This is a genomic window from Cytobacillus sp. EB106-05-05-XG126 (assembly GCF_058791715.1).
Genome location: NZ_JBYTDU010000002.1, coordinates 374,481 through 392,714, shown reverse-complemented (window position 1 = coordinate 392,714; position 18,234 = coordinate 374,481). Strand labels below are relative to the sequence as shown.

The following is an 18,234-nucleotide window of genomic DNA, read 5'->3' as shown; positions in this document are numbered from 1 at the left end:
ACGCAAAGTTTTAGCTTATTACTTAACAATTATTTCGTTCATATTTGCAAATTTCTTTATCACATCAGACAAATGTGCCATTTGATGCAGCCTATTGCGGCGAATTTCCTGATTCTCATCCATTACCATAGTATGCTCAAAGTACTGATCAATTTCAGGTTTCAAGCTGATTAGCAAGTTAAAGGCTTCTTCCTCTTTAACCTCTTTTTTCAACTCCTCGGTTACTGATAAATATTTACTGAACAGAGCTTTTTCATTTTCATTTTCAAATAAGCCGCTGTCAATATCCCCTTTATCTTCAGCCTTAGAAGCAATGTTGATTACCCGGCTAAGAGCTTCAATGCTTTCCTTGAAGCCATCTGCATCCTTGTTGGATTCCAATACCTGAGCCCTATTCACAAGTGAAGGCACTGAGCCGATATCATTTCCTAATACAGCTTCAATTAAGTCATAGCGTATTGCTTTTTCCTGCAGCATATATTTAATTCTTAATTTAAAGAAAGAAACTAATTCCTGCATTAAATCATTTTTTGATTTCTTTCCTATATTCGCATTAAGCACGGTCTCTATAGATAATGCGATCAATTCTTCGAGTTTCAAATCCCAGTGTTTAGCCAGTAACGTCTGGATGATACCGGATGCCTGTCTTCTTAAAGCATATGGATCCTGGGAACCGCTTGGAATAATTCCAATTGCAAAGGATGACACAATCGTGTCCAGCTTCTCAGCAATGGAAAGCACTGCACCAGCATCACTTTCCGGCGTCTGGTCCTCTGCATTGCGCGGCATGTAATGTTCATTAATTGCACGCGCCACAGGTTCCTTTTCACCTTTTTGCAAGGCGTATTTTTCTCCCATAAACCCTTGCAGCTCAGGAAATTCGTAAACCATATGTGAAACAAGGTCAAACTTAGAGATTTCAGCAGCGCGGTCTGTCACTGCTTTTGCTTCACCACTGAAGTCAAGAATCTCACTCAGCTTTGCTGCCAGCTGGCGGACACGGTTTACCTTTTCAGCAAGGGTTCCAATTTCTTCGTGATACACAATGTTATTGAGTTTTTCGAGCGATGCTGAGATATCCGTTTTTTGGTCTTCTCTGTAGAAGAAAGCTGCATCAGAAAGCCTTGCCCGCAATACCTTCTCATTTCCTTTAGCCACTTTTTCCAAATGTTCATGAGAACCATTCCGGACTGTAACAAAGTAAGGAAGAAGAGTGCCATCTTTGGACTTTACCGGGAAATAGCGCTGATGCTCTTTCATGGAAGTAATTAACACCTCTTCCGGAAGCTCAAGGTATTCTTCTTCAAACTTGCCATATAATGCAGTCGGGTACTCAACCAGATTATTTACTTCTTCCAATAAATCTTCATCCACCGGGACAACCCAGCCATGTTCTTCCTCAATTTTTTCCAATTGAGAGAGAATGGCACTTTTTCTTTCCTGAGGGTTAGTGATCACATATTGAGCCAGCAATGCCTTTTCATAATCAGCAGGATTGTTAATCTCAATCTCTTCCCCTAAAAAGCGGTGACCTCTTGTAAGATTGGAGGTCTGGACATTTGTGATTGAAAAAGGAATGACTTCATTTCCGAATAATGCAATAAGCCATTTGATCGGCCTGATAAAACGCAAATCCTGGTTTGCCCAGCGCATGTTCTTCGGGAATGATAGCGAGGTAATAATCTGCTGAAGTTCAGGCAGAAGAGCAGCTGTTTCCTGACCTTTAATGAATTTGCTGACATGGGCGTATTCAACGCCGTTAATTTCTTTAAAAAATATATCTTCAATAGAAGCTCCCTGACCCCGGCTGAATCCAACCGCAGCTTTTGACCATTCTCCATCTTCTGTTAAAGCGATTTTTTTCGCAGGTCCTTTCGCTTCCTCATTTATGTCCTCCTGGGCGGTATCCACTCCCCTTACAAGAACAGCCAAACGGCGGGGAGAGGAGAAAGCGCTGATCTCTTCAAAAGATATTTTCTTTTCCAAAAGCCATGATTTCACTTTATCTGAAAGCTGATTCATTGAATTAGTGACAAATCTGGCAGGCATTTCTTCGAGTCCAATTTCCAGCAGAAGATCTTTCTTATTCATGAGAGCCTTCCTCCTTATCCTTTAGAATTGGGAAGCCAAGTTTTTCCCTCTCTTCATAAAAGGTCTTGGCTATTTTTCTGGCCAGATTACGGCACCTTGCAATATAGCCTGTTCTTTCTGTTACTGAGATCGCTCCCCTGGCATCGAGCAGGTTAAAAGTATGGGAACATTTCAATACATAGTCATAAGCCGGGTGTACAAGCCCTTCATCCATTTGCCTATGTGCTTCTTTCTCATAAATATTGAACAAATTGAAGAGCATTTCCTGATCTGATGTTTCAAACGTGTATTTCGAATGCTCAAACTCGGGCTGCAGGAAAATGTCCCTAACTGTAAATCCTTCTGTCCATTCAAGGTCAAAGACATTTTCCTTATCCTGGATGTAAGAGGCAAGCCTTTCAATTCCATATGTAATTTCAACAGACACAGGCTTGCATTCCAATCCGCCTACCTGCTGGAAGTATGTGAACTGTGTTATTTCCATTCCATCAAGCCACACTTCCCACCCTAAGCCCGCACAGCCCAGTGAAGGATTCTCCCAGTTATCTTCCACAAACCGGATGTCATGTTCAAGCGGATCAATGCCCAGTGCCTTAAGTGAATCAAGATACAGCTCCTGGATATTATCAGGGGATGGCTTCATGATCACCTGAAATTGATGATGCTGATAAAGCCGGTTGGGATTCTCTCCATATCGGCCATCAGCCGGACGGCGTGAAGGCTCTACATAAGCCACATTCCACGGCTCTGGTCCGATTGCACGTAAAAATGTATATGGGCTCATAGTACCTGCGCCCTTTTCAGTATCATAAGCCTGCATCAGGATACAACCCTGTTCAGACCAATGTTTTTGAAGTGTTAATATCATGTTTTGAATATTCATAGGACACCTCTTTCGTATAAATAGTTATATTTCGTCTCTCAATGTTGTCCGTTGATTTCCGCTCCAGGCTGCTCGCTTTTCCTGCGGAACATAAAAAACTCCCGTCTCTATGCCAAATGGCATAGGGACGAGAGTTACCCGCGGTTCCACCCTATTTGCTGCGAGTTTGAACGCAGCCTCTTTGGTTGTCAATAGACAAAATTGCTCCAGAGCGCCCTTCCTTAACTATCCATACCCGGCTCCCACTGTCCCGGGTTCGCTTTAATGAGAAAAAGTTAAGTACTCTTCTCCTTCACAGCAATAATATTTTATTAATTTGAATCATAGCGGAATCACATTGGATTGTCAATCTTTAATAAAAAGCAAGACGAGCTCATTACATCAGATCATTAAACTTGTCCATTTGATTCAAAAACTTCTTAGTCTTAAGGCTTAAGCCGGAATACTCTTCATAATAAGCAGAGATAATCTTTTTCAATTCAGCTTTGGTTTCCGGTTTAACAGAGATATTGCCGAGCCTGGACAAGTCAAAAAAATAAAACAGGCGCAGCAGCTTAATTGTCGCCTGTGATACTTTATAATGATAAGGATCCTTATCAAGACAGCGGTGACAAATGAGGCCGTTTTCCCGGATTGAAAATGCAAAATGCCCGTCAGTGCTTCCGCAGACAGAACATTGATCAAGAACTGGATATAAACCCAAACCATTCAGCATTTTCATTTCATAAATGTTCGTGAGAATCTCCGGATCATATCCTTCGTTTATTAAATTTAGCGTTTGATGCAGCAATTCGAACAAAAATGGGTTGGGCTTCTTATCCTCACTGCTTTTATCCGTTAAATCGACAATATAGCTTGCATAAGCCGTAAGAAAAATATCTTCTTTAATAGATCGCATGGATGAAATCATGTCACCCTGCTGCAGGGTGCCCAGACCGCTTCCGCGCTGAACTAAAAAATTCCCGTATGTAAAAAGCTGGGTGACAGCAGCAAGTCTGCTGTTCGGTTTTTTCGCTCCTCGTGCCATCACACCAACTTTTCCCCATTCACGGGTATATAAAGTAACTATCTTATTTGTTTCACTATAATTAGTTGTCCTGATGACAATGCCTTCACATTTATCAAGCAACCGTGACACCATCCCTGTCTTTCGACAAACCTATGAGATGGGAAAATCAGCTTCTGCTAGCTCTTCGTCATTGCTGCCGGGTATATCCTGAGTTTCCTTTTCTAGCTCCTTGAAGAGAAGATATGTGTCAATGTTTCCTGTCTGGGAAAACACTCTCCAGGTAAAATCCATCATCGAAAACCCCACCTTTCAGTTATTCAACTAGCAATTCTTTATCCCAATACATTTATCTATATCATAGCCTGTCTTTGTAAAATCATGAGACGAAAATATTGTCAATCACCTGTATGCATATAAACCAGAAATGGATAATACTTTAATTAGGGCTGGTTCAGTACTCATCTTCACGGAAGCCAAAATCGCGGAGCTGAGACATTTTATTGCGCCAGTCTTTCTGGACTTTGACCCACAGCTCCAGAAAAACCTGTGATCCAAGAAGATTTTCAATATCCACCCTTGCTCTTTTTCCGATTTCCTTGAGCATTTTTCCTTGCTTTCCAATGACAATGCCTTTCTGGGAGTCACGTTCCACAATGATCGTAGCCATGACATGAACGACTTCTTTATCTTCGCGGCGCTCCATTTTATCAATAGTTACAGCAAGCGAGTGCGGTATTTCCTCTCTTGTTAAATGCAGCGCTTTTTCCCTGATCAGTTCAGAAACGATAAATCTCTCAGGGTGATCTGTTACCTGATCAGCAGGATAAAACTGCGGCCCTTCCGGAATATATTTTTTAATCTGTTCTAAGAGCGTCTCTACATTATTGCCTTCCAAAGCAGAAATGGGGATAATTTCACTGAAATCGTACTTTTCCTTGTAAGACTCAATAATTTTAAAAAGTTCATCTGGATGCACCTGGTCAATCTTATTGATCACAAGGAAAATTGGCGTACGGACTGACTGAAATTTCTCAAGTATGAATTCTTCACCGCGTCCAAAGCCTTCCTGGGCATTTACCATAAACAGGATGACATCCACTTCTTTCAGTGTGTTTTGGGCAACTTTCATCATAAAGTCTCCCAGTTTATGCTTTGGCTTATGGATTCCTGGCGTATCAATAAAAATAAATTGAGCGTCATTGGTTGTCAGGACACCCTGAACTTTATTGCGCGTTGTTTGCGGCTTATCACTCATAATGGCAATTTTCTGCCCAATTACGCGATTTAAGAATGTTGACTTTCCTACGTTTGGTCTGCCGATTATGGAAATAAAGCCTGATTTGTGTCCTTGTTGTGTATTATTCATGTAAGTCCTCCGGTGAAAATGCTCCTGGCAGTAATTCTTCAACTGTTAATTCTTTAATATCCCCTTTTAAGTTGGTTAAAACAACTTTCATTTCAGGCGGACATAATTCGGATATTACCTGTCTGCATGCACCGCATGGGGGGACAGGACGGTCTGTGTCCGCAACAACAGCAATGGCTGAAAAGTTTTTTACGCCATCAGAATATGCTTTGAAGAGAGCAGTCCTTTCAGCGCAATTACACATGCTGTACGCTGCATTTTCTATGTTGCAGCCGTGAAAAACCTGACCGTCACTGCTTAATAGCGCCGCTCCCACTTTGAATTTTGAATATGGCACATATGCTCTATCTCTTGCAATCTTTGCTTCCTGTATTAGTTGATCGTTATTCACAAATATTTCTTCCTTTCCTGTAAAACGGAACTGCTCCCGATGCAATCATGGGCCTTGGGGCTCGCAAAGCTTCTTTCTGTGAAAAGCAGCCGCTTCTCTCTTATTTTACAACATTTTACTTTGATTTTCATCGTTTGTAGCAAAAACGTAATAAAAAAATTGAATTTTCTAAAAATATGCAGGCTGTTTAAATTTTATCTGGCCATTGATATCTAAGTGGCATCCCTCAAAATCTCCCCGGCCTGTGAAATTTAATGCTGTTCTGTCATTTTAGCTGATTCAGTGAACGTTTTCAAACTCAGGCCCGATAATTCAAAGCAGATTACGGTCAGCCATAATTATTAATATAGAAAAAGCAAAAAAGCAAAGCTGCCCATTCGGACAGCTTCACTTTACTGCAAAAATTTCAGGATTTTAGGGAGGAATATTACTCCGCCTATTATTACACTTATAATAGCAAACACCAGCACCGCTCCAGCGGCTATATCCTTCGCCTGTTTGGCAAGGGGATGGTAATCTTCTGTTGACAGATCCACAGCCCTTTCAATGGCTGTATTCAGCAATTCAAGTGAGAACATTCCCCCGATGGCCAGCAGAATGATCATCCATTCAAGCCTGGTAATGCCAAAATATATTCCAGAAAACATGACAGCCAGGGATACTGCCAAATGTATCTGCAGATTCCTTTCATTCACTAACGCCATTCTAATTCCGGAAAAAGCAAACACAAAGGATTTGAGGACATTGTGTTTTCGGACTTTTTTATCTTGTGAGCCCGAATTCATCAAGTATATCCTTCTGGCGGGAAAACATTTTTTTCTCATCTTCCGGATTTTCATGATCATAGCCAAGAAGATGCAGGAAGCCATGAACCGCCAAAAAGCCAAGCTCCCTAATAAAAGAATGTCCATACTCCTCCGCCTGCTCCTTCGCCTTAGCAGTAGCGATAATGATATCCCCCAGGATTCGCGGCATATCAGCACCAATCAGTTCAACTTCACCTTCACCCAGCTCTTCCATCGCGAAAGAAATAACATCTGTCGGCCGATCTTTATCCCGGTACTCCCTGTTGATTTCGCGGATGCGCTCATTGGTCACAAAAGTAATGGATACTTCGCTTTCAGGCTCCACAGATTCTTTTGAAGCCGCAAAGTTAATTAACTCTTTGATTTTGGCTATATCATTTTCCTGGAGCTCAGTCGTTTCGTCTAAAAAATCAATGTTTAAATTCATGCCTGTTTCACCTTCTGTTTTGTCATTTCAGGATACTCAATACGTGAATGGAAAATTCCGTTTAACGTTTCACAGAACGAGTGTGAAACAGTTTCCAGTTCTTTTAAGGTTAAATCACATTCATTCAGCTGTCCATCCTGAAGCCTGTCTGCGATTATCTTTTTGACTAAATCCTCTATTTGCTCTGTTGTAGGATGTGCCATCGAACGGACTGCAGCTTCTACGCTATCCGCAATGCCAATGACTGCCGACTCTTTTGATTGCGGTTTAGGTCCAGGATAGCGGTAGTCCTCTTCTTTTACCTCGAGACCATTCTGATTTGCTTTGTAGTAAAAATATTTCAGCAATGTTGTTCCATGATGCTGTTCGGCAATATCCACTATCTCCTTAGGCATCTTATGCTTTCTCAGCATTTCAGCACCATCTGCGGCATGGGCGATAATAATATTCTTACTGGTCTGGGGAGGAAGCCGATCATGCGGATTTTCAATATTCACCTGATTTTCGATAAAAAACTGCGGCCGTTTCGTCTTGCCGATATCGTGATAGTAGCAGCCCACCCTTGCTAAAAGTCCATTTGCCCCAATAGCTTCACAAGCTGACTCGGAGAGATTTGCAACCATTACACTATGATGGTAGGTTCCGGGAGATTCAGTTAGTATCTTTCTCAGCAGCGGATGATTAGGATTGGATAGCTCAATCAGCCTCATAGTAGACAAGATTCCAAATCCCGCCTCAAAATATGGCAGCAAGCCAATGGCCAGGACTGCAGATGAGATTCCTGAAATCAGAGCGATTACAAAGTAAAATCCATATTCAATCGTCTCATAGTGGCCATTTCTTAAGAAAAGCATTGAAAAGATAACAAGGATGTTTACCGCAGATACAAATAAACCAGCCTGCAATATTTTGGAGCGGCGATTCTGCTTACTTAAAAACAATATGGCCGCCAATCCGCTGCAAAGGATGTAAATGGCTGATGTCAGCTGGAATGTCCCTGTAACACCTTCATTAAAAATGATGCTTCCGCTGATAGCCATAATAATTGTGTAGTACATTGCAAGCTTTTCATCAATCAGTATCTTGATCAGCATAGCTCCCATTGCTGCAGGATATATATACCCTATCTCTGAGTAATCAGCGTATTGGAAAAGGCTTATGACCTTCATAAGCAATATCGATAAGATAAAGACAAGGCTGAACAGCAATAAATAGCTTTGCTTTAATTCTCTCTGTACATTCAGTTCGTGGAAATAATAATATAGGGCTGATAAAACAATGACAATGATTAGAGATAAGCCGATAAAAGGCTGAATCGAATTAACACTGTCCAGAAGCCCTACAAGTTCAAGCTGTCGGTATATGTCCCTGCTGATCAGCTGATTTTCTTCAACAATGATCTGTCCCTGAAGGATTTTTACTGGCTCGACACTCTCAATGGTCTGCTGCCGCAATTCTTCTGTGGCAGCAGGATCATAAAATTGATTTTGATATATTGCATAGCGCCCCAGCTCTATTGCGGCTTTTTTTATTTCTGAATTTAAGCTGGTGAACTTCAGTTCTTCTTCAACGCGCTTCTTAGCGTTCTCCACCTGTTCGGCCGGAATTTCATTATTCATGATTTTATTGATGGCAGTAACAGTAAGGTCTTTCGCAATGCTCAGTTCACCCTCCTTGGCCTGCAGCAAGGTAAGGAAGACGCCATCCGATACTTCACGTGTTACGTCATCAGTGAGTTTTTCTTTAACCATGGACAATTTCTCTTCAGGACCAGGGGCGGAAGGGTCCGGTTCCACTACATCTTTGTCTGACTCATTTGCAGCAGCCTTCTTTTTCTCTTCCATCTCTTCTTTTACTTCTTCATTCACTTCCGAAACTGACCCGAAAATGGAGGTAACCAGGTCAACTCTGTTTTGGGCAATCTCTTTTTTTACAACGTAAATATCCTTAACATTATTTTCAGCTTCTTTTCTCTTTCTTTCTGTGCTTGCTTTATCCTCTATTGTTATGGGTGACCTTATTGTCTGTTCAGCTACAGAGAACAGACTTAAATCCAGCTTTTCAGGTTTCACATTGCTATACATGGAAAAATACATAGCAACTCCCAAAAGAAAAAATAAGAGAACACGAAAAAAGGTCATATTAAGTAAATTTCTGATTGTAGTCATACTTTGCTGAAGATTTGGCACATTTACCCCTCCTGTCCTGGGTAAAAAAACTTCCAATATTCTTAAATATTTTAATTATTAATTATGTAAGATCATAACAGTTTTTCTGTTGGTTTTCACCAATGAAAAAGACCTATCTAACAACAGGTTACCTAAACATTTCATTAATAGCAAATAATTCCATGGTAATTACCTGCCGATTTTATCATCTAAAGAAAAAACCGCCAAAACGGCGGCTTAAAGGTTCATTGGCTATCTTCTTTTTGGTATGCCTGAATAATCCTGGCCACAAGCGGATGCCGCACAACATCACTTTGTTCCAAGTGAACGAATGATAGTCCGCTTACACCCTTAAGTGTGTCTTCTGCTGCAATCAGGCCTGATTTTACACCTTTTGGAAGGTCAACCTGTGTTCTGTCTCCGGTAATAATCATTTTTGAACCAAAGCCCAGCCTGGTTAGAAACATCTTCATTTGTGCCTGAGTTGTATTTTGCGCTTCATCCAGTATGACAAAGGCATCATCTAAAGTTCTTCCGCGCATATAAGCCAGCGGTGCAATTTCAATCGTGCCTCTTTCAATCATTCTTTGCGTATGCTCTGCACCTAATATATCATGCAAAGCATCATACAAGGGCCGTAAGTAAGGATCTACTTTTTCCTTCAGATCTCCTGGCAGAAAGCCAAGGCTTTCCCCTGCTTCGACTGCAGGGCGGGTAAGAATGATTCTTTTCACATTCCCATTTTTCAAAGCATTGACAGCCATGACAACTGCCAAATACGTTTTTCCTGTTCCTGCTGGCCCTATGCCAAAAACCAGGTCATTTTGGCGGATTGCATGAATGTATTGCCGCTGTCCTAATGTCTTAACACGAATAGACTTTCCTTTTGCATTTTTGGTGATTTCTTCTTCGTATAAATCGCTGAAATACTCCAGTGTTCCCTTGTTTGCCATTTGAAGAGCATACATAACATCTCTCTGGCTTATATTTATTCCTTTCCGGATTACATAAAGCAGTTTATCCAGAACCTTTCCAGCCAATTCTACCTTCTCCATTTCACCAGACACATAAACGGATTCTCCCCTGGTTACGATGGAGACATTCAGTTCTTGCTCAATAATTTTTAGGTTTGCATCTGAATTGCCTAATAATGCAATGGCTTCATTAGGATCTTCAAGTTGCAGGTTCATTGTTTTCAAGTCTTCTGTCATTCCGAATCTCCTTGAATAATTGGTTGTCCTTCTGCAATATTCTCAATAATTTGGAAATGTATTGCTATAGTTACTTTACCATTGTCAATTGATTGGTGCAAAACTTTTTCTCCCTTAACTTTAGCATTTTCATCTAAGCTGCTTTTTATTTTTTTTCTTGCCAAATCTTTCGCAGCTTCAAAAGCCTCTTTATTGGAATATATTCTGGTGACTTGCTCTCTTTCACGAAATGTCTTGTTTACATATGAAACAGGCAGTTCCCATTTCAGGAACTTTACTGCTTTCTCATTTTCCTCTAATTCATACTCTTCAAACTCCGTTTTTCCAAAACCCCATATAGGAATTTCAAGATTTCCGATTGTAAAGCTATGCTTAACCTTTTCATTGCCGCTGAAGACTTTGAATGTGCTCTTAAGCGGAAGAATGACTTCAGATTTATACCATGTTTCCCCGAAAACCTCCCCTTTTGAAGGAACAGTCTCCGTTTGGCCCTCTTTACCGATTATCCCTGAGACTAAAAGCTGTCCTGGCTGAACATGATCGTGAATATCGACGACCGGACGTCCTTCTTCAACAAACATTTCTACAATGACAGCTTTCTTCTTGGCTACCAGATGACGCGGGCTTAAATACTCGGGTTTCTCAGGTTCATTTTTCTCAACTACCTGTAAATGGTAGGTTGTCCCTTTTAACTCCACGCCAACCCATGTTATTGCCTCAATATTGTTGGATAGAGTCCGCTGAATAGACTCCACGTTATCTACAAAGAACTGCAGCTTTCCTTTTTTAACCCCCATCTTGTCCAATTCTTTGATGATCTGATATTCAGTTGCAGGATTTGCCCCCTTAATCTCTATGCCCCAAACCATATTGGATAAAAGGAGAATAACAGCAAAAAACGCGAGGGCACCAGCTGCAAATCCGCTGTTTTTCAGCAGCCTTTTCATAAGGAACGGTGCTCCTGCCCGCTGCAGGAACTCGATTCTGCAATCGCTGTTCCTGGCGTGGCTCCTTATTTTTTTTGCATCTTCCAATTTCATTTTGAAGGTGACTGATTGCGTGCCATGGTTCTTTACATTCCAGATGTTGATTCCGCTCCGGGTAAGAGCATTAATAAATCTTTCTATTCCTTTCCCGCTTGCTTTAACTGTTACAAGGCCCCTGTAAAATTCGATCCACTGGTTCTTCATTTCCTTCCCCCTGAATTCTTAATCAGTGTCTGTAATATAAGTTACTGAATCAATTTTTCCCTCGAGCAGTATTTCTTCCGGCAATATCGTTTTTATGACGAAGGCTTTCCCTCTTATTAATAGCTGCCCCTGCTTTAATAGCAGTCTTAATTCCTTATCTGAAAAAGCCAGTAATCCCCTGTGGTTTTCTATATAGATATGGATTTGCCCAATCATTGTAATGCGGGGCAGATCCATCATGACATCTTGAGGAAGCTCCATATTTTTAGTCATCCAGCCGCGGACGAATTGTCCCCACTTTTTTGCCATAAAAAAAGAACCCCCTTTCATCTCATATTTATGAAATGAACGAAGGTTCTAGCACTTATTTTTTACCGCTTTCTGTTGAGAGACCTGTGAGGATTTTTTGATCTTGGAGGTCCAAGAATCTCGGACCAGATAATCCCGTCAACAAGCGACTGTTTCTGCGGCTCAAACTTTCCAGCTCCTGAGGCTTCCACCGGGTATCCTGTTTTTGTATTGGCTGCTGTTCTCGATATTGCGCTTGCTTTTCTTTCAGCAGCTCTCTGCTGACTCTGGAGAGCCTTCATGCTTTGTTCTGCCTGCTGTTTACGCTGTCTGTAATCTTCCTCTATTCTTCTGGATTCCTCGGTCAGCTTCCTTTTTTCCTCTTTCAGCACTTCGGCCAAAGCAGGATCTGCAGAAGTTCTTTCCGCCTGTGCCCGGTTCTCTTGCTGTACTGAACGGGGAGCCTGTTTAACTGGCTTCTCCTCCTTCTTTTTATTGAAAAAGGAGGAAATGAAAGCTATGACAGCAATTAGAATAAAAGGATTCTCCAATAAAAATTCCAAGAGAGTTTCCTCCCTTCTCCCTTTATGGGATCATTTAGTCATTTTTCCGGCCATTTTTGCCGTCGTCACTCATATTGCCGATTGAATCCCTCATTTCGGTATCAGCCGAGATGTTCTGGATATTCATATAGTCCATTACCCCGATATTTCCGGAACGCAGCGCTTCTGACATGGCAAGCGGCACCTGTGCCTCTGCTTCCACAACCTTCGCTCTCATTTCTTCAACACGGGCTTTCATTTCCTGTTCCTGAGCTACGGCCATAGCACGTCTTTCTTCGGCTTTAGCCTGGGCAATCTTCTTGTCTGCTTCAGCCTGTTCAGTCTGAAGTTCTGCACCAATATTTTTGCCGATATCCACATCCGCTATATCAATCGAGAGAATTTCAAAAGCAGTGCCTGCATCCAGACCTTTTGAAAGAACAGTCTGAGAAATCATATCCGGATTTTCCAAAACCTTTTTATGATTATCTGATGATCCGATTGTAGATACGATTCCTTCTCCAACACGCGCCACGATTGTTTCCTCTCCAGCTCCCCCAACAAGGCGGTCAATATTGGCCCTTACAGTAATTCTGGCCTTTGCTTTTACCTCAATACCATCCATCGCCACCCCTGCAATAAAAGGAGTTTCAATTACTTTAGGGTTAACGCTCATCTGTACTGCTTCCAAAACATCTCGGCCTGCCAAATCAATAGCGGCACTTCTCTCAAAACTTAAATCGATATTTGCACGATGGGCCGCAATCAATGCATTCACAACCCTGTCAACATTACCTCCGGCTAAATAATGGCTTTCCAGCTGGTTTGTTGATACATTCAGCCCTGCTTTGTGTGCCTTAATTAGCGGGTTAATGACACGGCTTGGTATAACCCGTCGAAGCCTCATCCCGATTAATGTAAAGATACTGACTCTGACACCCGCTGCCAATGCTGATATCCACAGCATAACCGGTACAAAGGTGAATAATATCCCCAGCAATATAACACCGAGTACAACGGCAACCAATATTGCTGCTGTTCCTGCTTCTAACATAATCTTACCTCCTGATGATTTTATTTATCTAAATCAAGCTTAGATATTTCTCTGACAACAATACGCGAACCTTCCGCTTTAACAACTTTTACTTTTGCCCCTTTAAGGATAAAGGCTCCCTCACTGACAACATCAATTCTCTCATCGCCTATAATTACAGTACCTGAAGGCCTTAGAGCAGTATGTGCATAACCCTCAAGGCCAATCAGTTCAAGCCTGCTCTTATTTGAGATATAACCTTTTTCAGTATTTGTGCTATCGGTTAAAATAATTTTTTTAAAGAATTTCATCTTTTTACCAAACACCTTTATCATTAATATAGATGCCAATATTGAAACTCCCATAGCAATTAAAATAGACATTCCCATATGGGCCATATTATCCGAAGCCAGGAACAGACTCCCAAGTATTGCTGCTATACCGGCTATTCCCGCTATTCCTCCAGGAAGGAAAAACTCAGCTATTATTAAACCAATGCCTATTACAAACAGAATTAAGGTCTCATATCCTGCCAGCCCGGCGACCATATGGCCATAAAAGAACAGAAGCAGGGACGACAATCCCATTAATCCAGGGATGCCGAAACCCGGTGAATACAGCTCCAGAACCAGCCCGAGGCTTCCAATGGATAATAGAATTGGTATAACGACAGGGTGCGTAATAAAACGGGCAACCTTTTCTGCAAAGCTTTCATCAATTGTCTGTATATTAGCTTCATTAAATCCGAGCACTTTCAGTAGCTCCGCCCTTGAATCTACCGTACCTTCCGAATAGCCTACCTGCTCAGCCTGTTCAGCTGTGAGGGTAAGCAGCTTTCCTTTCGGTGCCCCCAATTCAGGCAGATCCACCGATTCATCCGCCATAGCAAGGGCATAAACAGGATCTCTGTCCGTTTGTGAGGCAGCACTCTGCATTGCCGCAAACCAGTATGATTCTGCTTTCTTGCCAGCTGTATTTCCCTGCTGGTCAATAATTGCGGCTGAACCCATTGTTGAACCAGGTACCATGTATATTTTATCCGTATTCAAAGCTATATAGGCACCTGCAGATAAGGCCTGCTTGTTGACAAAAGATATTGTTTTTACATTTGTTGAGGTTAACAGCCTGCCAATTTGCCCGGCTGCATCCACTGCCCCTCCGGGTGTATTTATTTCAAATATTATGGCTGATGCATTTTCTTCTTCAGCTGTTTGCACCGCTCTATTTAAAAATGCATATAGCCCTTTCTCCACCGTTTCTTCGATAGGAACAATCAGCACTTTTTCATTATCGGCTTTTCCTTGAAAAGGGCTTCCCAGCAGCAGCAGAGCAAAAAACAATGCAAAGGCGGTTATTGCTCTTCTGGCAATCAAATCTTTCCCCCCTTTATCCGCAAAAGTGATTTCTATATGTATGTACGATTGAATCATTAAAAAGTTTCATTTTTATTTATTCAGAAATCTGCTACAGCTTTAGTATAACCCAGAAACAAGAGTAATTCATTCAACCCGGCCTTTTGCTGTTACGAAAGTAAAAAAGACCGTCAGCCATTGGCTTTCGGTCTTTTAATGCATAGTTTTATGAAAGGTGTTGTTGTACAAGTTTATTTATTAGTGATCCATCTGCTTTGCCTTTTACCTTAGGCATGATAGCAGCCATCACTTTTCCCATATCAGCTTTTGAAGAAGCACCTGTTTCTGCGATTGTTTCTGCAACAATTTTTGAAACTTCATCTTCAGAGAGCTGTTTTGGCATATATAATTCGACATACTGAAGTTCAGTACGAATTTTTTCAACAAGATCTTCACGACCTGCTTTTTCAAATTCATGGAGGGAATCCTTGCGTTGTTTAACTTCGCGAGAAAGGACAGTTAGCTCCTGTTCTTCGTTAAGATCTTCACCAAGCTTGATTGCTTCATTTTGAAGCGAAGCTTTAATCATACGAATAACAGTAAGCTTTTCTTTTTCTTTATTCCTCATCGCTTGTTTCATATCTTCATTTAAACGCTCGAGAAGACTCATTACATACACCCTCTCTTACCACTTACGCTTTCTAGCAGCCTCAGACTTTTTCTTACGTTTAATACTAGGTTTTTCGTAGAATTCGCGCTTTCTTGCTTCCTGCAAAGTACCAGTTTTTGATACTGAACGTTTGAAGCGACGAAGAGCATCTTCAAGCGATTCGTTTTTACGAACGACGGTTTTAGACATTCTCTTTCCCTCCCTCCGAGCACAACACACTTACATCAACAACATGGTTTATTCCATGTACCTTGCAATTATAATATAACAGCTTATCAAGGTCAACAGTATTTAGCCTGCTGCGGGATTGATTTTTATTAGTTTGTGATTATTTAGTACCCCATTCCTGACAAGCTAAACAATTTTTTGTACATAAGCATGTCCCGGCAGGGTGTTCCATAGTATTAAATGTAGGGGGTGAATGCTGCTTGGTCCAGCTGTTATTATTTTTTCTGCTAATCGGGTTATTTATTTATGGTATGACACTCTTACGGTCGGGTCTTTTTAATTTATCTGCAGGTTCATTAAAGAATTGGCTGGCAGCTGTGACTAATTCACCTTGGAAAGGCACTGTGATGGGCACAATCGTGACGGCTGTCCTGCAAAGCAGTTCAGCGGTAATGATTATAACAATTGGAATGGTTTCTGCACGAATGCTGACTTTTCCCCAGACGATTGGCATCATATTAGGAACCAACATAGGTACAACATTTACGACAGAGTTAATCACTTTTAATATTGAATCATATATTGTTCCGCTTGCTGCTGCCGGGAGCATCCTGGCTGTAATGAAGAATAAGAGCTTGCGAAGCTCCGGTCTGGCATTACTTGGATTATCAGCGGTTTTTGCTGCAATGCGCGGGTTTGAATACCTTGCTGGTTCTGTTAAAGATAATGATATGGTCAGCCACTGGCTGCTTACTTTGGATGGGAATTATTTGTTCGCTGTGGCTGCCGGAATTGTCCTTACGGCTATCATCCAATCAAGCACGGCAACAACTGGCATTATAATGGGGTTTTTAACTGCTGGCGCAATGGATTTGGATACCGGCATTGCCATAATGCTTGGATCTAATATAGGTACATGTGTAGACGCATATTTAGCATCCATCGGTTCAGGAAAAGAAGCAAAACTGACTGCCTTTGCCCATATTTGGCTGAACTGTTTGGGTGTGGCGGCCTTTTATCCTTTTATTCATGTCCTTGCTGTCTTAGGAGAGAGTGCAGCCAGTTCCCCGGATGTGCAGCTTGCACACATCAGTGTTTTATTTAATGTAATATCTTCCCTGCTTGTTCTCCCATTTGCAAATCATTTTGGAAGGTTTGTCATTAGACTGCACGGCCGATAATAAATAAAAAATGCCGGGAATTCCCGGCATTTTCCTGCAGCAATTATTATATTTTAGAACCAGCTCCAGGCGCCATCGGCTCACGGGTCTAAGCTTGTCTAGTTTTGGCTCCTAGGGACTCTCGGGTCTAAGCCGTTCCCTTCCAGAAGGAAAAAACACCTTCTTACAGGGACCGCCTTATGCTAGGTCGTCCCTGGGCAGTCGCCTCAACATTTCTCTCAATCCGTGCAAAAGGTTAAAGAACAACCTTTCAGCCGGCTTGTCTTATGCTTGGGGCCTGCTCGATGCGGGTCATGCAGACGTTGCCGCAGGACAAGGAAAGCTGCGGCAGCGATACATCGCACGACCAAAAGCGGCAGCTTTTGGGAGGACGTAGCTGTTTTAGTCTGCGTTTTTTATAAACGGGCGCCTTCCGCTTTCTTAGTAATCCGAATCGCTTGTTAAACCGTTGACAATAGCAGCGCCAGAGCTTGCTCCGATTCTCGTTGCACCTGCTTCAATCATCTTCTGTGCATCTTCTGCGCTTCTTACTCCGCCCGAAGCTTTTACGCCAAGATCGGGTCCGACAGTTTTTCTCATTAGGGCAATATCTTCAGCTGTTGCGCCGCCAGTTGAGAATCCTGTAGATGTTTTAACAAAGTCAGCACCAGCTTTTACAGATAGCTCACATGCTCTAACTTTTTCTTCTTCAGTCAGAAGGCAAGTTTCGATAATAACCTTGGTTAATGCTTTTCCTTTTGCAGCATCTACAACCGCACGGATGTCCCGTTCAACCAGCTCATTGTCTCCGCCTTTTAAAGCGCCAATGTTAATGACCATATCTACTTCTGTTGCACCGTTTTCAATAGCATTCTTTGTTTCAAATGCTTTTGTTTCAGGTGTTGAAGCTCCCAGCGGGAATCCTATAACTGTGCAGACCTTCACTTCGGTTCCGTTAAGCAGGTCGCTTGAAAGTTTAACCCATGTCGGATTAACACAAACAGAAGCGAAATTATATTCTTTAGCTTCCGCACAGATTTTTTCTATTTGATCTTTTGTTGCATCGGCTTTTAGTAATGTATGATCGATCATTTTTGCTACGTTATTTGTCATTATAACTACTCCTTTAAAAAAACAGTTGTACGTACCTCTTCATAATATCACTTAGATAAAAAAATATCGAGCACTATTTATATTTTTTGTAATCGTTTTCGAAAGTAGTTTTCCCAAAAGATATTAATAAATTTATCAAAGTCACGTTTCTCATAGATGATGTCTATGCTTGTGAATTCAGCCCGCTGATTTCCGCTTCGGACACTTGCTTTCCGCGGGGAGGAACAGAGCTCCTCAGCTTCGCCTGCGGGGTCTCCCGCAGGACAATGATTAAGCTTCCTTGACTAAACACCGCACGAAGAAAATGCGAATGCATTTTCGAGGATTTGCCCTTCGCTCCAATCAACTCAGTGATTCTAAACAAAT

General features: G+C 41.7%; 19 protein-coding genes and 1 other annotated feature. Of the genes, 1 reads left to right on the top strand and 18 read right to left on the bottom strand.

Annotated features, from left to right (window positions below; all coding sequences use genetic code 11):
- Window positions 1-18: 18 nt before the first annotated feature.
- From glyS to rpsU, 17 genes are all read right to left on the bottom strand, one after another.
- A complete protein-coding gene (gene glyS, locus AC3WTL_RS12360) occupies window positions 19-2,091 on the bottom strand; it encodes a glycine--tRNA ligase subunit beta (RefSeq protein ID WP_492369456.1) in 2,073 nt (690 codons plus the stop codon).
- Window positions 2,084-2,974 (bottom strand): glycine--tRNA ligase subunit alpha, encoded by an 891-nt coding sequence (gene glyQ, locus AC3WTL_RS12355; protein WP_035331136.1) that lies wholly within the window; start codon window positions 2,972-2,974, stop codon window positions 2,084-2,086. Before glyQ ends, glyS begins: the two co-directional genes overlap by 8 nt.
- Window positions 2,975-3,094: 120 nt before the next feature.
- Window positions 3,095-3,279, bottom strand: a binding site (T-box leader).
- A 71-nt stretch (window positions 3,280-3,350) separates the two neighbouring features.
- Window positions 3,351-4,103, bottom strand: coding sequence for a DNA repair protein RecO (gene recO, locus AC3WTL_RS12350; protein WP_048011156.1), 753 nt, complete (start codon window positions 4,101-4,103; stop codon window positions 3,351-3,353).
- Window positions 4,104-4,133: 30 nt separating this feature from the next.
- Complete coding sequence (locus tag AC3WTL_RS12345) at window positions 4,134-4,277, bottom strand: YqzL family protein (protein ID WP_009332996.1); 144 nt, start codon at window positions 4,275-4,277, stop codon at window positions 4,134-4,136.
- 157 nt (window positions 4,278-4,434) lie between these two features.
- On the bottom strand, window positions 4,435-5,349 hold the full coding sequence (era, locus tag AC3WTL_RS12340) for a GTPase Era (RefSeq protein ID WP_222497741.1): 915 nt from the start codon (window positions 5,347-5,349) through the stop codon (window positions 4,435-4,437).
- Window positions 5,342-5,740, bottom strand: coding sequence for a cytidine deaminase (locus tag AC3WTL_RS12335; RefSeq protein ID WP_492369455.1), 399 nt, complete (start codon window positions 5,738-5,740; stop codon window positions 5,342-5,344). The genes era and AC3WTL_RS12335 overlap by 8 nt, the downstream gene beginning before the upstream one ends.
- A 392-nt stretch (window positions 5,741-6,132) precedes the next feature.
- Window positions 6,133-6,525 (bottom strand): diacylglycerol kinase family protein, encoded by a 393-nt coding sequence (locus AC3WTL_RS12330; protein WP_048011158.1) that lies wholly within the window; start codon window positions 6,523-6,525, stop codon window positions 6,133-6,135.
- Window positions 6,503-6,973, bottom strand: a complete 471-nt coding sequence (gene ybeY, locus AC3WTL_RS12325) for an rRNA maturation RNase YbeY (RefSeq protein WP_222497737.1) — start codon at window positions 6,971-6,973, stop codon at window positions 6,503-6,505. Before ybeY ends, AC3WTL_RS12330 begins: the two co-directional genes overlap by 23 nt.
- Window positions 6,970-9,162: an HD family phosphohydrolase gene (locus AC3WTL_RS12320; protein ID WP_492369454.1), complete on the bottom strand. Its 2,193-nt coding sequence runs from the start codon at window positions 9,160-9,162 to the stop codon at window positions 6,970-6,972. Before AC3WTL_RS12320 ends, ybeY begins: the two co-directional genes overlap by 4 nt.
- A gap of 224 nt (window positions 9,163-9,386) precedes the next feature.
- Window positions 9,387-10,352: a PhoH family protein gene (locus AC3WTL_RS12315; protein WP_048010287.1), complete on the bottom strand. Its 966-nt coding sequence runs from the start codon at window positions 10,350-10,352 to the stop codon at window positions 9,387-9,389.
- Window positions 10,349-11,542, bottom strand: a complete 1,194-nt coding sequence (yqfD, locus tag AC3WTL_RS12310; protein WP_492369453.1) for a sporulation protein YqfD — start codon at window positions 11,540-11,542, stop codon at window positions 10,349-10,351. The genes AC3WTL_RS12315 and yqfD overlap by 4 nt, the downstream gene beginning before the upstream one ends.
- Before the next feature lie 18 nt (window positions 11,543-11,560).
- Complete coding sequence (yqfC, locus tag AC3WTL_RS12305) at window positions 11,561-11,851, bottom strand: sporulation protein YqfC (RefSeq protein ID WP_035331147.1); 291 nt, start codon at window positions 11,849-11,851, stop codon at window positions 11,561-11,563.
- A gap of 62 nt (window positions 11,852-11,913) precedes the next feature.
- Window positions 11,914-12,393, bottom strand: coding sequence for a YqfB family membrane protein (locus tag AC3WTL_RS12300; protein ID WP_492369452.1), 480 nt, complete (start codon window positions 12,391-12,393; stop codon window positions 11,914-11,916).
- A 34-nt stretch (window positions 12,394-12,427) separates the two neighbouring features.
- Window positions 12,428-13,426 carry a flotillin-like protein FloA gene (gene floA, locus AC3WTL_RS12295; RefSeq protein ID WP_048010291.1) on the bottom strand — a complete coding sequence of 333 codons (999 nt, stop codon included), beginning with the start codon at window positions 13,424-13,426 and terminating at the stop codon, window positions 12,428-12,430.
- 20 nt (window positions 13,427-13,446) lie between these two features.
- Window positions 13,447-14,778, bottom strand: coding sequence for an NfeD family protein (locus AC3WTL_RS12290; RefSeq protein WP_250800963.1), 1,332 nt, complete (start codon window positions 14,776-14,778; stop codon window positions 13,447-13,449).
- Window positions 14,779-14,983: 205 nt separating this feature from the next.
- Complete coding sequence (locus AC3WTL_RS12285) at window positions 14,984-15,427, bottom strand: GatB/YqeY domain-containing protein (protein ID WP_035331153.1); 444 nt, start codon at window positions 15,425-15,427, stop codon at window positions 14,984-14,986.
- 15 nt (window positions 15,428-15,442) lie between these two features.
- The gene (rpsU, locus tag AC3WTL_RS12280) at window positions 15,443-15,616 is read right to left on the bottom strand and encodes a 30S ribosomal protein S21 (protein WP_009333009.1); all 174 of its coding nucleotides are present in this window, start codon (window positions 15,614-15,616) and stop codon (window positions 15,443-15,445) included.
- 239 nt (window positions 15,617-15,855) lie between these two features.
- Here rpsU and AC3WTL_RS12275 point away from each other — a divergent pair, with 239 nt between their 5' ends.
- On the top strand, window positions 15,856-16,776 hold the full coding sequence (locus AC3WTL_RS12275) for a Na/Pi symporter (protein WP_492369451.1): 921 nt from the start codon (window positions 15,856-15,858) through the stop codon (window positions 16,774-16,776).
- 420 nt (window positions 16,777-17,196) lie between these two features.
- On the opposite strand, the gene deoC is transcribed toward AC3WTL_RS12275, so the two are convergent.
- A complete protein-coding gene (gene deoC / locus AC3WTL_RS12270; RefSeq protein ID WP_095245644.1) occupies window positions 17,197-17,868 on the bottom strand; it encodes a deoxyribose-phosphate aldolase in 672 nt (223 codons plus the stop codon).
- Between the last annotated feature and the right edge of the window lie 366 nt (window positions 17,869-18,234).